At 70.7% G+C, this 14,300-nt stretch carries 14 protein-coding genes; 3 read left to right on the top strand and 11 right to left on the bottom strand.

Features of this window, described 5'->3' with window-relative positions:
* Positions 1-2: 2 nt before the first annotated feature.
* Both OG266_RS16345 and OG266_RS16340 read right to left on the bottom strand, forming a co-directional pair.
* Entirely contained in the window at positions 3-1,046 is a 1,044-nt protein-coding gene (locus tag OG266_RS16345) for a sigma-70 family RNA polymerase sigma factor (RefSeq protein WP_371546438.1), read from the bottom strand.
* Between the two features lie 318 nt (positions 1,047-1,364).
* A complete protein-coding gene (locus OG266_RS16340) occupies positions 1,365-2,654 on the bottom strand; it encodes an MFS transporter (protein WP_371546436.1) in 1,290 nt (429 codons plus the stop codon).
* Between the two features lie 65 nt (positions 2,655-2,719).
* Between OG266_RS16340 and OG266_RS16335 the strand changes: the two genes are divergently transcribed.
* Positions 2,720-3,679, top strand: coding sequence for a LysR substrate-binding domain-containing protein (locus tag OG266_RS16335; RefSeq protein ID WP_371546434.1), 960 nt, complete (start codon positions 2,720-2,722; stop codon positions 3,677-3,679).
* On the opposite strand, the gene OG266_RS16330 is transcribed toward OG266_RS16335, so the two are convergent.
* From OG266_RS16330 to OG266_RS16300, 7 genes are all read right to left on the bottom strand, one after another.
* Entirely contained in the window at positions 3,633-4,520 is an 888-nt protein-coding gene (locus OG266_RS16330) for an anchored repeat-type ABC transporter permease subunit (RefSeq protein WP_371546432.1), read from the bottom strand. The two genes, OG266_RS16335 and OG266_RS16330, sit on opposite strands and share 47 nt — an antisense overlap.
* Complete coding sequence (locus tag OG266_RS16325; RefSeq protein WP_371546431.1) at positions 4,517-5,242, bottom strand: anchored repeat-type ABC transporter ATP-binding subunit; 726 nt, start codon at positions 5,240-5,242, stop codon at positions 4,517-4,519. Before OG266_RS16325 ends, OG266_RS16330 begins: the two co-directional genes overlap by 4 nt.
* Positions 5,239-6,642 carry a TIGR03773 family transporter-associated surface protein gene (locus tag OG266_RS16320; RefSeq protein ID WP_371546429.1) on the bottom strand — a complete coding sequence of 468 codons (1,404 nt, stop codon included), beginning with the start codon at positions 6,640-6,642 and terminating at the stop codon, positions 5,239-5,241. Before OG266_RS16320 ends, OG266_RS16325 begins: the two co-directional genes overlap by 4 nt.
* Positions 6,642-8,126: an anchored repeat ABC transporter, substrate-binding protein gene (locus tag OG266_RS16315; protein ID WP_371546427.1), complete on the bottom strand. Its 1,485-nt coding sequence runs from the start codon at positions 8,124-8,126 to the stop codon at positions 6,642-6,644. Before OG266_RS16315 ends, OG266_RS16320 begins: the two co-directional genes overlap by 1 nt.
* Positions 8,123-9,742 carry a choice-of-anchor M domain-containing protein gene (locus OG266_RS16310; protein WP_371546425.1) on the bottom strand — a complete coding sequence of 540 codons (1,620 nt, stop codon included), beginning with the start codon at positions 9,740-9,742 and terminating at the stop codon, positions 8,123-8,125. The genes OG266_RS16315 and OG266_RS16310 overlap by 4 nt, the downstream gene beginning before the upstream one ends.
* A 9-nt stretch (positions 9,743-9,751) precedes the next feature.
* Positions 9,752-10,402, bottom strand: coding sequence for a choice-of-anchor M domain-containing protein (locus tag OG266_RS16305; RefSeq protein WP_266455393.1), 651 nt, complete (start codon positions 10,400-10,402; stop codon positions 9,752-9,754).
* 125 nt (positions 10,403-10,527) lie between these two features.
* Entirely contained in the window at positions 10,528-11,289 is a 762-nt protein-coding gene (locus OG266_RS16300; RefSeq protein ID WP_371546423.1) for an alpha/beta hydrolase, read from the bottom strand.
* Between the two features lie 113 nt (positions 11,290-11,402).
* Here OG266_RS16300 and OG266_RS16295 point away from each other — a divergent pair, with 113 nt between their 5' ends.
* A complete protein-coding gene (locus OG266_RS16295; RefSeq protein ID WP_371546422.1) occupies positions 11,403-12,557 on the top strand; it encodes an adenosine deaminase in 1,155 nt (384 codons plus the stop codon).
* Positions 12,558-12,699: 142 nt separating this feature from the next.
* Positions 12,700-13,053, top strand: coding sequence for an ATP-binding protein (locus OG266_RS16290; RefSeq protein WP_371546420.1), 354 nt, complete (start codon positions 12,700-12,702; stop codon positions 13,051-13,053).
* Between the two features lie 79 nt (positions 13,054-13,132).
* Here OG266_RS16290 and OG266_RS16285 read toward each other — a convergent pair whose 3' ends face one another.
* Both OG266_RS16285 and OG266_RS16280 read right to left on the bottom strand, forming a co-directional pair.
* Positions 13,133-13,336, bottom strand: a complete 204-nt coding sequence (locus OG266_RS16285; RefSeq protein WP_266455385.1) for a PspC domain-containing protein — start codon at positions 13,334-13,336, stop codon at positions 13,133-13,135.
* A gap of 102 nt (positions 13,337-13,438) precedes the next feature.
* Positions 13,439-13,990, bottom strand: a complete 552-nt coding sequence (locus OG266_RS16280) for a VanZ family protein (protein ID WP_266455383.1) — start codon at positions 13,988-13,990, stop codon at positions 13,439-13,441.
* Between the last annotated feature and the right edge of the window lie 310 nt (positions 13,991-14,300).

The raw sequence follows: 14,300 nt of genomic DNA, 5'->3' as shown, positions 1-14,300 counted from the left end.
CCCTACTCGACCTGGTCGGTCTCCGCTTCGAGGCCTTCGACACCCTCGACGCCCTCGACGCCTTCGAGTCGGAGGGGGAGGCCGAAGAGCGGGAACCAGCGGGCGGTGTCCAGGAAGCAGTGGAACCCGGTGATCCGCCCCTTTGAGATCTCCAGGACCTGCACGGCCCAGGGCGAGAAGCCGCCCTCCTCCGGATCCGGCTTGTAGTGCGCGAAGCCCGGGAGGCCGTTGACCTCCACCGGCACCAGGCGCGAGCCCGCGCAGCCGGCGCCCAGCGTCGTCATGAAGCCGGTGATGTCGTCCGTGCCGACCAGCCACAGGTCGAACGGCGGCATCGTCATGATCGCGTCCTCGTGGAGCAGCGCCGTCAGCGCCGTCATGTCGTACCCCTCGAACGCGGCGACATAGCGCTCCAGGAGCTTCTGCTGCTCCTCGTCGAGCGGGTCGGAGGTGGCGGCGTCCGCTCCCGCTCCGTCGCTCTCCGCGAGGGTCGCGCGGGCCCGCTGCAGCGCGCTGTTGACCGAGGCGACCGTCGTGCCGAGCAGCTCGGCGACCTCGCTCGCCTTCCACGCGAGGACCTCGCGCAGGATCAGCACCGCCCGCTGCTTGGGCGGCAGTTGCTGCAGGGCGGCCATGAAGGCGAGCCGCACCGACTCCTTCGCCACCGCGGCCTCGGCCGGGTCGGTGACCTCGGGCAGGACGCGGGCGGTCGGCATCGGTTCCAGCCAGGTGTGGTCAGGGAGGGGGTTGAGCGCCGCCTGTGCCAGCGGTGAGGGTGCCGACAGGTCCATGGGGCGTGCCCTCTTGTTGCCCGCGTTCAGCATGTCCAGGCATACGTTCGTCGCGATGCGGTACAGCCAGGAGCGCATCGAGGAGCGGCCCTCGAACTTGTCGTAGCTGCGCCAGGCTCGGACCATCGTGTCCTGCACCGCGTCCTCGGCCTCGAAGGAGGAGCCGAGCATTCGGTAGCAGTACCCGGTCAGCTCGACCCGGTGCTTCTCCAGCCGGACGTCCAGGTCTGTTGTCGTCGCCGTGCCGTCGCTCATAGCCAACCCACCCCTGTGGCTGCTTCCGTCGCGTCTTCGCGCCGCACTTCGGAAGCTACCGCAGGCCACTGACAATGGCCCCCGGAGTGGGGAAAGGTGCAGGTCAGGGGGTGGGCGGTTTTGTTCGCCCCCTCCGCCCCTGCCCGTCCCTTGCTTCCTGGGGGCTGCCGCCCCCAGACCCCCGCATCGCGCTGACGCGCTCGTCCTCAAACGCCGGAGGGGCTGAAGAATTTCAGCCCCTCCGGCGTTTGAGGAGCGGGGTCTGGGGCGGAGCCCCAGGAACAAGGGACGGGCAGGGGCGGAGGGGGCGAAAAAACGTCAGTGCGCCAAGACCGGCCCCCGCCGCGCCCGCGCCCGCGCCGCGTGCGATCCGAGCACCGTGATCGCGACGACTCCGAGCACGGCGAGCAGGCCGAGGGAGACCGTGCCCGCCCAGCCACCCGCGTGGAACGCGACCGCGCCGAGCGTGCTGCCGGCGCTGGAGCCGACGTAGTACGCGGACTGGTACAGAGCGGAGGCCTGCGCCCGCCCCCGCGTCGCCGTGTGACTCACCGAGGACGACGCCACCGCATGCCCCGCGAAGAACCCCGCGGTGATCAGGACGAGGCCGAGCAGGATGAGCGGCAGCGAGTCGGCGAGGGACACCAGCAGACCCGCGGCCGTCGTGCCGCCCGCCAGGTAGAGGGAGCCCCGGCGGCCCAGGCGGCCGACCAGCCTCCCCGCCGTGGACGCCGACACCGTACCCACCAGGTACACCAGGAAGATCGAGCCGATGATGCCCTGGGGGAGGGAGAAAGGCGCCTCGGTGAGCCGGTACCCGATCACCGTGTAGACCCCGCCGAACACCGTCATGAACAGCGCGCCGATCGCGTACAGCCGGCACAGCAGCGGGTTCGAGAGGTGGTCACGGACGGTACGGACCAGCACCCGCGGCCGCAGCGAGCCCGGCGCGAAGTGCCGCGGAGCGGGCAGCAGCAGCCGGAACGCCACCGCGCACGCCACCGCGATCAGGCCGATCACGCCGACGGCGACCCGCCAGCCCCACTCCTGTGCGACCCAGCCGGTGATGACCCGTCCGCTCATGCCGCCGACGCTGTTGCCCGCCACGAACAGACCGATCGCGGTGATCAGCGCCTTGGGGCGGACTTCCTCGGCCAGATACGCGGTCGCCGAGGCCGGCAGCCCCGCGAGCGCGGCACCCTGTACGGCCCGCAGCGCGATCAGCGCGCCGATCGACGGGGCGAAGGGGACAAGGAGGCCGACTGTCACGGCCACCACCAGGGAAGCCGTCATCAACGTACGACGCCCGAACCGCTCCGACAGCGCACTCATGGGGAGGACGAACAGCGCAAGCGCGCCCGTCGCGGCCGACACCGTCCAGCTCGCCTGACTCGCACTCACCGTGAAGTCGTGCGAGATGAGGGGGAGCAGCGCCTGCGTGGAGTACAGCAGCGCGAAGGTCGCGACGCCCGCGAGGAAGAGGGCGAAGCTCATCCGGCGGTAACCGGGCCCGCCCGGGGCCATACGGGAGTCGGTCGGGACGGCACGAGCGGAAACGGTGGTCGCGGCGCCCACGGTCGTGGACGCCCCGGTACTGGCAGAAGGCATGCTTCGAACCTAAAGACCCGCCGCTCATCCGTCCAATGCACAGAAACGCCATAATCGTTCCCGTGATGCATGAGCAGAGGTCAGAGGCGCACCTGTCACCGTCCAGTGACACAGAAGGCAGCGCGGACATGTCGAGGCTGCTCGCTCCGCGCCTCGCGTACTTCGCCGGAGTGGCCCGCACCGAGCACGTCACGAGGGCCGCGCACGAGATGGGCGTGCCGCAGTCGACCCTGTCGCGGGCCATGGTCCGGCTCGAACAGGACCTGGGCGTCGACCTGTTCGCGAGAAGGGGACGGACGGTCTCGCTCACCCCGGCAGGGCGTACGTTCCTCGGCTCCGTCGAACGGGCCCTCGCCGAGATCGAACGCGCCGCCGACGAGGTGCGCGCGGACGCCGACCCGGCAACCGGCAAGGTCGCCTTCGGCTTTCTGCACACCATGGGCTCGGAAACGGTCCCCGGGCTCATCCGCGCCTTCCGCGCCGACCACCCCCGCGTCCGCTTCAGCCTCGTCCAGACCTATGGCGAGGCGATGCTGGAACGGCTGCGCTCCGGCGAGCTGGACCTGTGCCTCACCTCGCCCGTGCCGGACGCGCCCGACCTGGTGGCCCGCCGCCTCGACGAGCAGAAGCTCCGGCTCGTCGTCCCCGCCGACCACCGCCTCGCCGCCCGCAAACGCATCCGCCTCGCCGAGGCCGCCGACGAGACCTTCGTGACCCTCGAACCCGGCTACGGCCTGCGCCGTATCACCGACGCCGTCTGCCAGGAGGCGGGCTTCCGGCCGAAGGTCGCCTTCGAGGGCGAGGAGGCGGAGACGCTACGAGGACTCGTCGCCGCAGGGCTCGGGGTGGCATTGCTCCCTCCACCGGCCTTCGCCCGCCCGGGAGTTGTCGAACTGACCGTCACCGCTCCGCGCGCGGTACGTGAGATCGGCGTCGCCTGGCTCGACGGCCACCCGGACACCCCGCCCGTCGCTGCCTTCAAGAAGTTCCTGCTGTCGCGGCGGGGGCACTTGCTGCCGGAGTGACTCGCTGCCGCAGGGCCCGCGTCAGCAGCCCGTGCCGCGGCGCCAGACACCAGGTGACGATGAAGACGCCGGTCAGCACGACGACCACCGAACCACCCGCCGCGAGGTCATAGGCGTACGACACATAGAGCCCGGCCACACTGCCCGCGCAGCCGATCCCGGACGCGAGCATGGTCATCACCCACAACCGGTCCGTCAGCATCCGGGCGGTCGCCGCGGGCGTGATGAGCAGCGCCAGGACGAGTACGTTCCCGACGGCCTCCAGCGACATCACGATCGTCGCGGTGACGACGACGTACAGGGTGAGATCGAGGCGGAAGACCGGCAGCCCCGCCGCGCGGGCGGTTTCCCGGTCCAGGCTGACGGCCACCAGCTCCTTGCGCAGCGCGAGCACGACGGCGACCAGCACCGCCCCGATCCCGGCCACCGTCCACACGTCGGACGCCGACACCGCGAGCACCTGCCCGAACAGGAACGACGACAGGTCGGTCGTCCAGCTGTCCCGCGTCGACACGAGCACGATCCCGAGCCCGAACGCGAAGGCGAAGAACACCCCGATGACGGTGTCCTCCTTCAGCCGCCGGTTCTGCGACACGAACGCGATCAGTACGGCGGTGGTGATCCCGGCGGCCGCCCCGCCGATCAGCAGGTTCCCCTCGAAGGTGTAGGCGAGTGCCACGCCGGGGAACGCCGAGTGCGCCACCGCGTCCCCGATGAACGCCATCCCGCGCAGCACGACGTACACCCCGACGACCCCGCAGACCAGCCCGACGACGGCGGCGACGGCGAACGCCCGCTGCATGAAGGGGAGTTCCCAGGGGTCGAGCAGAAACTCGATCACGCGATCACTCCCTTGCCCGCCATCGCCCGGTCGAGTCCGAACGCCCGCAGCATCTGCTCCGGGTCCGTGAGAAGCTCCGGCCCGCCTTCCGCGACGACCGTCCCGTTGATCAGCACCACCCGGTCACAGGTGCGGGCGGCGGCCGCCAGGTCGTGGGTCGTCATCAGCAGCGCCTTGCCCTGTTCGCGGGTGAGTTGTCCGAAGAGGTCGTTGAGCAGGTGTTGCGTGGGTACGTCGACTCCGGTGAACGGCTCGTCAAGGAGCAGGAGTTCGGGCTCGGCGGCGAGTGCGCGCGCCACGAGCACCCGCTGCCGCTGCCCGCCCGACAGTTCGCCGATGGGCCGGCGGCGGAGCCCCGTGAGCCCGGTCAGCTCCAGGGCCCGTGCGACGGCCGCCCGGTCCGCGGCCCGCGGCGCCCGCAGCCAGCCGATGGAGCGCGTACGTCCCGTCAGCACGGCCCCCGCGATGTCGATGGGGAAGTCCCAGGCGAACTCGTGCCGTTGGGGCACGTACCCGATGGGCGACGACTCGGCCCGGACGGCTCCCGAGGCGAGCGGGACAAGACCGAGGACCGCCCTCAACAGGGTGGTTTTTCCTGCCCCGTTGGGCCCGATGAGCCCGACCAGCTCGCCGCCGTCGACGGTCAGCGAAGCGTCCCGCAGGGCCGGGCGCCCGCCGAGGACGACGGACGCCGAGTCGACCGTGAGCCGGGTGCCGCTCACGCCTCCTCACCCGTACGGCGACGTCGTACGGCCCAGACGGCACCGGCGCCCGCCACCGCCAGACCGGCGGCCATGGATCCGAGGAGGACGGTGTCGTCCGCGCCGGTGTGGGCCATGGAACCGGAAGCGTCGGTGCTCCCGGTGGCCGCGTCCTCGGACGTCCCCGAACTCCCGGAGTTCGTATTCGTGTCCTCGGCGGAGTCCGACGAACCGTCCCCACCGCTCACCTCCGACGGATCGGTGCCGTCCCCGACCACGAACGCGAGCGTCTCCGTGTCGCTCACCTTCGTCCCGTCCGCCAGCTGCCCGGACATGGTGAACGTCAACCGGTAGGTCCCCTCCTTCCGGAAGGCCCAGCCGCCGTGCGCGTGGGTGTTCAGGGCGACGTCGAAGGAGTCCGGCACGCCGTCCGCGCTGTCGAAGAGCACATCGGCGCCCGACAGCCCGTCGTAGGTGTAGAGCGCGAAGTCCCCCGGCCCGTCGGCCTTGTCGAGCGAGAACCTCACCTCGCCCTCGGTCGCCCCCGCCGCGATGTTCTCGGTCGACCAGCCGGGCCACAGCAGCCCGTCCTGCTGCACCTGGTCGAGCAGCCACACCGGGTCGCCCGCCTTGCCGAGGAACGCGAAGTCGTCGCTCTCGGGGACGGTCTTCCTGGCGGCCGGCTTGACGTGCAGTACGAGGGACGAGGGTTCGCGCCAGGTGGTCTTCCCGGCGACGGTTCCGTCCTTGACGTGGATCTGCATCCTGCCGTCCACGACCCGGGCGGCGATGTCGATGTGCCCCTCGTCGAGGGTCGCCTTCGTGGAGACTACGGTCACGTCGTCCTCGGCGGTGGACCGGACTTCATCGGCGGCGGACTGGACCTTCTCGGCGGCGAGTTGGGGCAGCTGCTGGGCGGCGAACATCGAGACGGCGGGCGTCTCGGTCGCCTCGGCGGAAGGAGCCCCGACGGCTACCGAAGGCGTCGCATCCGGCTCGGCCTCGGTCTCCGCCTCCTCGATCGCCGCATCCCCGACAAGCACCTGATACCGCGCCTCGGTCGCCTCACCCGTACGGAAGACCAGCGCGTACGTCCCCGCAGCCGCGAACGCCCAACGCGCGTCGCCCTCTTGACCCTCCGAGGTCACCGCGCCCGGCCCCTCGGCCCCGCTCAGCGACCACCCGTCCCGGCCCCACCCGTCCCGGCCCCAGCCGGTCTCGTCCGCCGTCACCTCCCACACGCGCGAGCCCGCGAAGTCCTCGCCACCCCCGGACACGACGACCCGATGGGAGTCGTCCACCTCCACCACGGGAACCCCGGTGTCCGCGCTGTCGTCCGCCGCGAGGGCCGCACCCCCGCCCACCGTCAGTGTGGCGGCCAGCGCCACCGCCACTGCCGTACCAACCCTGCCGCCGCGCATCAACGTGCCTCTCCCTCAAGGCACTTCGCGAGCTCGGTCGCGTTGTGCCGCATCATCGCCACGTAGTCGTGGACCTTGTCGTCGAACGAGTCGCCGTAGATCGTGCAGACGCGTACGCCCTCGTCCTCGGCGACCCGGCGCAGCACGTCGGCGCGGGCCGCGAGGTTCGGTTCGAGGAAGACCGCCGGGACGTTCTTCTCCCGGATGGTGTCGCCGAGTTCCTCGACCTCGGCGGCGCTCGGCTCCTGGTTCGGCACGGGGACGACGAAGCCCGCGACCTCCATGCCGTACGCCTTCGCGAGATAGCCGAAGGCGTCATGCGTGGTGATGAGCCTGCGGTTCTCCTCGGGGATCGTCGCGAGCGTGTCCGCGACCTCCTGGTCGAGCGCGCCGAGCGTCTTGAGATAGGCGGAGGCGTTCTTCTCGTACGCCGCCCTCCCGGCCGGGTCCGCCTTGACCAACTCGGCCTCGATGCGGCGCACATAGGCCTCCGCGTTGGCGACGTCCTCCCACGCGTGCGGGTCCAGATCGCCGTGCACGTGCTTGCCGATGACGGCCTGCGGCAGCACCCACAGGTCGGCTCCGGGCGCGCCCAGGAAGCCGTACGCGCCCTCCTCGGGCACTTCCTCCTTCGCTCTGTCCGGCACATTGAGCGTGACGTCGCCGGTCGCGTGGTACGTCCGCTTCCCGGTGTCGGGGTCGTCGGAGCGTACGGACACCTTGTGCCGCTCGGCGTCGAAGGCGACGTCCGCGTGCCCGCCGTCGAGAACCGAACCCCCTGCGGGAGCCGCGCCGCCGACCGAGAAGGTCAGCGTGCCGCTGCCGGCACCCGAGCCCTCGACGGTCAGCCGGTACGTACCCGGCTCGGTGAAGGCCCAGTTGACGTGGGTGTGCGCCTCGGCGGGCAGCTCGAAGGAGTCGTCCTCGTCGAAGCCGTCGGTGGAGTCGACGTAGCTCCGGGGGCTGCCGAGGGTGTCGGTGAGATAGACGTGCAGGTCGCCCGGACCCTCCAAGTCCGTTGCGCTGATCCGCATTTGGTCACCTGCGCCGCCGAGATCGCCCTCGACCGCCCAGCCAAGCCACAGCACATCGAGCCCGAGGTCCTCCTCCAGCTTGATGACCGTGCCGCCGTACTCCTCCAGCTTCTCGCTGATCCCGACCTTGGGCGCGTCCTGCCGGGCGTTGCTGTGGACCATCTTGGTGATCCCCGGCTCTTCGAGCAGCAGCCCGTTGCTGAAGACCAGGTCGGCCCGCGCGACCTTCGCCGCGTCGCCGGGGCTCGGTTCGTAGGAGTGCGGGTCGCCGTGCTGCGGCACGATCGAGGTGACGTCGACCCGGTCACCGCCGACCTGGCGCACCAGGTCGGCGATGATCGCGGTGGTCGTCGACACCTTCAACTCGGGGGTGTCCGAGCCCTGTTGGGGTGCGGCGCACCCGGCGAGCAGTACGCCCACGAGGACCGCCGTGACCGCGCGTCCCCTCACCGCTGAACCCTCCTTCTCCGTACGGCCCACACGGCCCCGCCCCCGACGATCAGCGCGGCGACGGACGCGCCGAGCGGCACGAGGACACCGGAGCCGGTGGAGGCGAGAGCGCCGGTGGCCGTGGCCGGCGTACGGCCGCTGGACGGCGCTGCGGACGTGGGACCCGATGGTGAAGCGGACGGCTCCGCGCTCTGGGCGGCGCCGGGGCTCGAACTCGCCCTCCCCGACGGCGATTCGGAGCCGGACGCACCGACCGTGGGCGTCGCCGTGGCCTCGCTCCCCGCCCCCGGCGTCATCGTCGACGGATCGACGTCGTCGCCCACCACCCACGCGATGGTCGCCGTGTCGCTGACCTCCGTCCCGTCGGCGAGGGTCGCGCTCACGGTGAACTTCGTGCGGTAGACGCCTTCTTGGGTGAAGGCCCAGTACGAGTGGGAGTGCGCGTCGACGCTGTGATGGAAGCTGTCGGGCAGCCCGTCGCCGCTGTTGATCCAGAGGTCCCAGCCGCTGAGCGAGCCGCCCGAGAAGACGGCCATGGTGCCCGGGCCCTGCAACGAGTCCACCCGGTAGGTGACTTGGCCGTCGAGCGCGGACGGTTCCCACTCCTCGGTGTTCCAGCCCGGCCAGAGGATGCCCGAGACCTGGGCGAGCGGCAGCCACCAGACGGGGTCGCCCTCCGCGCCGAGGAAGGCCGTGTCGCTGGTGATCTTCTTCTTCGCGGCTGGGACGACATGCAGCACGACCTCGTCGGGCTCGTACCACTCGTAGTCGTACGCCGTGCCCTCCTTGATCTGGAACTGCAATCCGCCGTCGACGGGCCGGGCGGCGAGGTCCAGGTGCCCGTCGTCGATGACATGAGGGCCGGAGCCGGTGGGCGTGCTGGTCCCTGTAGGGCTGGGGTCGGCCGTCGGTGACGATCCGTCGCCCGGTAGTACGGCCGTCGGGTCCACGTTCCCGACCGCGACCGCGAGGGTCTCGGTGTCGCTGGAGACGGTGCCGTCGGCGAGGGGGGTGCTTGCCCGCAGGGTGAGCCGGTAGACGCCTTCGGTGCCGAACGCCCAGGTGGGGACTGCGTGTTCGGTGTTCTTGCCCAGCGTGTAGGAGGTGTTCGCGGCAGGGTCGGAGGCGAGGTGTACGTCCGGCGGGATGTCGTTGTAGGAGTCGTCCTCCAGCCAGTCGTAGAGGGCGAAGCCGCCCGGGCCCTCGAAGCCGGTGAGCGTCACCTCGGTGTCGGACCCGGCCTCCGTGCCGTTCCAGCCGGGTTCCAGGGCGAAGATCTGGTCCGCCTCCCAGCCGTTGAGGTACCAGGCGTCCATCAGACTGCCCAACGGCCCCTGGAGCGGGCCCTCGACGAACGACTTCGCCTCGGGTACGACGTGCCAGACGACCTCGGACGGCTCGCGGACCACCTCGGTGTCCGTCGTCCGGTCGTCGATCTGTAGCTGGAGTTCGCCGTCGACGAGCCGGGGCGTGAGATCGACCGCCCCCTCGTCGAGGACGACGGCGCCGGACGCGGCCCGGGCGGGCGGGGTGCCGCCCGCCACGAGCCCCGCCGCGCCGGTGAGTACCGCCGCCGCGGTGATCACCGCGGCGGCGTAGGTGTGTCCTTTACTCATCGGCCCGGATCAGCCCGACACGACGAAGGTGAGGGTCTGCTGCTCGGAGGTGACCGTGCCGCCGCCGACCGTGCCGCTCACGGTGAAGGTGACCTGGTAGGTGCCCGCCTCCTCGAAGGCCCAGTTGGGGTGGTTGTGGGCGCCGACGGTGAACGACTCGGAGCGGTTGGCGGTGCTGCCGCTGTCGAAGTAGCGGTTCACCGAGCCCGAGGCGTCGCTGTAGACACTGAAGTCCTCGGTGGTCGCGCCGTTGCGGGTCGCGCTCACCAGGGTGTAGGTGACGGTGTTTCCGGTGAAGGTGCCGGTGGTGAGGTGCTCGGTGGAGACGCCGGCGAAGAGCACGCCGGCCGCGGTGGCCTCGGCCTCCGTGTCGGGCAGCAGCCACACCTGGGTGCCGGTGCCGAGGAAGCCGTAGCCCGGGTTGGTGACCTTCGCCGCCGCCGGGACGGCCAGGGTCACATCGGCCGGCTCGTACTCGGTGTCGGTCACCTCGTCGTGCACGTGCAGGTGCAGGGCGCTGCCGTCCCACTCCGAGTCGAGTACGTCGACGTGGCCGGACGACAGCGTTGTCGCGGCGAAGGCCGACGTGTTGAGACCGGCCGCGGCGAGAGCGGCGGCGGCGACACCGGCAACGGTCAGCAGGCGCTTGCGGGTACGCAAAATAGACCCCCCTGAGTCATGTACATGCCCCCCATGGGCACGTAAAGACGATAATCATTTTCAGTAAAGGTGCGCAAGGGGGTCCTGTGAGAGGGGTGACCTGTTGTGCGCGGGGGAGTTGGCGGCTACCGCCGCAGCGACTGCCCGAAGCCCGCCGCGAGCGGCATCCTCAGCCCCAGTGGCGGAGGCGCGGCGAACGCGTCCTCGACCGGGCGTGAGAAGGAGCGCCCGAACAGCGCGCCCAGGACGAAGTCCTCGGCGAGAGCAAGGACTTCGCTCCGGTGCTGCTGCAGTGCGTGCCCGTCGGAGTGGACCTCGAAGCGGCAGATGTCGCGGTTGGCCTTCTTCGCGCGCGCCGCCAGACGGAAGGACAGTTCCGGGTCGGTGCGCTCGTCGTTCGTGCCGTGCACGATCAGTACGCGTCGCCCGGCCAGCTGCTTCACCGGTTCGGGTGGTGCCGCCACGTCCTCCTCGGGCAGCCAAGGGGCAAGCGCGAGAACGGAGTTGACGGCGCTGTGGCCGCCCGCGTGCAGCGCCGCACGGCCTCCCATGTCGACGCCGGCCAGGCACACGGGGACGTCTCCGTAACGGCGTACGACCTCGTCGGCGGCCCAGGACGCGTCGGCCGCCAGCTCCGCCTCGGGGCCGTTCCAGCCCCGGACCCGGTAGTGCACCACATGCGTGACCAGGCCCTCCGTGCGTCCCGCGCGGGTCAACCGGCGCCCCAGCGTGTGGACGGAGGCAGCCGCCAGCATCGAGGACGGTCTGCGGGCGGAGATCTCCTCGCCACCCGGGAGCAGCAGGACGACCCCGCTGACCGCCGTCGGCTCCGAGCCGAGCGCCCTCCCCAGCCGGGCTCTGCGAACCGGCGTCGCTTGGTGTGCCATGACAGAACAGTCTCAGAAGCGGCGGTGTACGCCACCCGTCCGCAGGGTCACCGTTACGTATCGACGGATCTGCCCGACAGGAGATCTACGCGCGTAGGGACTAGAGTGCGAAAATGACGAGCCAGATCCCGAACACCCCGAGCTCGGAGCAGATCCGCCGGGCGCCCAAGGTCCTGCTGCACGATCATCTCGACGGGGGCCTGCGCCCCGGGACGATCGTCGAACTAGCCCGTGACACGGGCTATTCAGGTCTCCCCGAGACCGACCCCGACAAGCTCGGCATCTGGTTCCGCGAAGCCGCCGACTCCGGTTCCCTCGAGCGGTACCTGGAGACCTTCGCCCACACCTGCGCCGTCATGCAGACCCGCGACGCGCTCGTCCGGGTCGCGGCCGAGTGCGCCGAGGACCTCGCCGAGGACGGCGTCGTGTACGCCGAGGTGCGCTATGCGCCCGAGCAGCACCTGGAGGGCGGGCTCAGCCTCGAAGAGGTCGTCGAGGCGGTCAACGAGGGCTTCCGGGAAGGCGAGCGGCTGGCCCGGGAGAACGGCCACCGCATCCGCGTGGGCGCCCTGCTCACCGCCATGCGGCACGCCGCCCGCGCCCTGGAGATCGCCGAACTCGCCAACCGCTACCGGGATCTGGGTGTCGTCGGCTTCGACATCGCAGGCGCCGAGGCCGGGTTCCCGCCCACCCGGCACCTCGACGCGTTCGAGTACCTCAAGCGCGAGAACAACCACTTCACCATCCACGCCGGCGAGGCCTTCGGGCTGCCCTCGATCTGGCAGGCGCTGCAGTGGTGCGGCGCCGACCGGCTCGGGCACGGGGTGCGGATCATCGACGACATCAAGGTCCACGAGGACGGCACCGTGCAGCTCGGACGGCTCGCCTCGTACGTCCGTGACAAGCGCATCCCCCTTGAGCTGTGCCCCAGCTCCAACCTCCAGACCGGTGCCGCCGACTCGTACGCCGCCCACCCGATCGGGCTGCTCCGGCGGCTGCATTTCCGGGCCACGGTGAATACGGATAATCGGCTCATGTCCGGTACCAGCATGAGCCGGGAATTCGAGCACCTTGTCGAGGCGTTCGGTTATTCGCTCGACGACATGCAATGGTTCTCCGTCAATGCTATGAAGTCAGCATTCATTCCTTTCGATGAACGACTGGCCATGATCAATGACGTGATCAAGCCTGGTTATGCCGAGCTGAAATCCGCCTGGCTGTTCGAGCAGACCGCTTCCACCAGCGGTTCTGTGGAGGATGAGGGCTGATTGGGCGTGGCGGGAAGCGGTCGGGTCTTCACTTGTTCTCCATGACTCGGCCGCTTTTCGATGTTTGCAGAGGGCCGCTTTACGTGTTTACGGTCTTGGACCGCTCACATCCCCGTCTCACGTATCCAAGGACGCATTCAAAATGAAGCAGTCTGCTGCCAAGACCCTCGGTGTCGCCGCTCTCGGTGCCGCCTTCGCCGCCGCGGGCGCGGGTGCCGCGAGTGCCGCGCCGGCCGTGCCGGACGCCTCCTCGGCGCTGGACACGGTCACCTCGACGCTGCCCGCGGAGAACGTGACCAAGGCGCTCCCCGGTGCGGGCGAGGCGATCGCCCAGGGGCAGGGCGCGCTCGGCGCGGGCGTGGCCGCGGCCCAGCCCGCCGTGGCGAAGGTGCTCGCCGACGGGCCGACCGCTCCGGTGGCCGGTCTGCTCGGCGGTCTGCCGGTGCAGGGCCTGCCCACCCACGGACTGCCGGTGAACGGTCTGCCGCTCGGCTGAGGCCGCTTGCACGGACGAACGCCGGTGGGGCGCACCCAAGTCGGGTGCGCCCCACCGGCGTTCCGTCGTGCGGCCGTGGTCACCAGGCCGTGGTGCGGGCCTTGTCCTCCGAGGGGAACAGGATCCACAGCGCTATGTAGAGCAGGAACTGCGGGCCCGGGAGCAGACACGACAGGACGAAGATCACGCGCATCGTGGTCGCGGAGGTGCCGAAGCGCTGTGCCAGCGCTGCGCACACTCCGCCGATCATGCGGCCGTTGGTCGGGCGGGCAATGGCGCTCATTCGGGGCTCCTTCGCGAACCGTCGGTCAGGCGACTTGTTCGCCTCGGTGACCGTGTCTCTGTGCCTTCAAAGCTACGGAGACGAAGCGGGCGAAGCGTCGCTCTACGGTGCGATCCCGACCCTGGGAATCGTCGGGGTCCGACCCTGAGCCGCGTCCTCCGGGCGGAGGGCGGCGCGTCGTCGCTTCTCCGCCCGGCGGCGGAACCCGGCCCGGGTGGCGGGCACGATCGCGAGGTGGGCCAGGGCGACACCGACGGTGTTGAGCAGCAGCGAGTCGACGTCCACCACCTGGCCCGGGACACCGGTCTGCAGCAGCTCGATGCCCAGCGAGAGCAGGGCGCCCGCGGCGATCGTACGGACGAGGGAGCCGAGCGGGGAGGCGGCGAGCCTGCCGCCCGCCATCGGGAGCAGGACGCCCAGCGGGGCCAGCAGGACCAGGCCCTCGCCGATGCGGCGGGCCGCTTCCCGGGGTCCCAGCGCGAGATCCGCCCTGATACCGGCGAAGGGCCGCAGGTTGGCGGCGCTCACCCAGGGGACGTCCAGGGGGCGCAGGGTGATCCAGGCGACGAGGGCGAGGTGCGCGAGGAGGAGGACACCTCCTGCCACACGGACACGGATCGCGGCACTGCCGCCGCCTGAGCCTTCACGCTGCACGTTCCCCAAGACGCGGGGTTCGGCGCGATCGGTTCCGGGTTGGTGGGGAGGTTGGGGCTGAGGGGTGAGGCATGCGCCACACGACACGCTCCACGCGTACAGCTGTACGAGTGGAGCGGGCTAGGGCCTGTCCGGCGGGTCAGGTCGGAGGAAATCGGCGGTGCCTCATTTGACGCAGGTGAGCGGGGCGTGGTGCGTCGAGCTGCAAGGCGGAGGAGGGCGACGACGCGGAGCGTCGGCAACCGACGACAACGCCGCAGATTGGCGTGCCACGCCCCGCGTCTCCGGCCTGATCCGCCGGACAGGCCCT

The sequence above is a fragment of the Streptomyces sp. NBC_00554 genome, from assembly GCF_041431135.1.
Taxonomy (GTDB): Bacteria; Actinomycetota; Actinomycetes; order Streptomycetales; family Streptomycetaceae; genus Streptomyces.
This window is presented reverse-complemented; position numbering and strand designations above follow the sequence as displayed.

What these genes read in the sequence shown, in the direction of transcription:
- OG266_RS16345 (WP_371546438.1), bottom strand. Translation starts at nt 1,046, where the DNA reads ATGAGCGACGGCACGGCGACGACAACAGACCTGGACGTCCGGCTGGAG.
- OG266_RS16340 (WP_371546436.1), bottom strand. Translation starts at nt 2,654, where the DNA reads ATGCCTTCTGCCAGTACCGGGGCGTCCACGACCGTGGGCGCCGCGACC.
- OG266_RS16335 (WP_371546434.1), top strand. Translation starts at nt 2,720, where the DNA reads ATGCATGAGCAGAGGTCAGAGGCGCACCTGTCACCGTCCAGTGACACA.
- OG266_RS16320 (WP_371546429.1), bottom strand. Translation starts at nt 6,642, where the DNA reads ATGCGCGGCGGCAGGGTTGGTACGGCAGTGGCGGTGGCGCTGGCCGCC.
- OG266_RS16310 (WP_371546425.1), bottom strand. Translation starts at nt 9,742, where the DNA reads ATGAGTAAAGGACACACCTACGCCGCCGCGGTGATCACCGCGGCGGCG.
- OG266_RS16300 (WP_371546423.1), bottom strand. Translation starts at nt 11,289, where the DNA reads ATGGCACACCAAGCGACGCCGGTTCGCAGAGCCCGGCTGGGGAGGGCG.
- OG266_RS16295 (WP_371546422.1), top strand. Translation starts at nt 11,403, where the DNA reads ATGACGAGCCAGATCCCGAACACCCCGAGCTCGGAGCAGATCCGCCGG.
- OG266_RS16290 (WP_371546420.1), top strand. Translation starts at nt 12,700, where the DNA reads ATGAAGCAGTCTGCTGCCAAGACCCTCGGTGTCGCCGCTCTCGGTGCC.
- OG266_RS16285 (WP_266455385.1), bottom strand. Translation starts at nt 13,336, where the DNA reads ATGAGCGCCATTGCCCGCCCGACCAACGGCCGCATGATCGGCGGAGTG.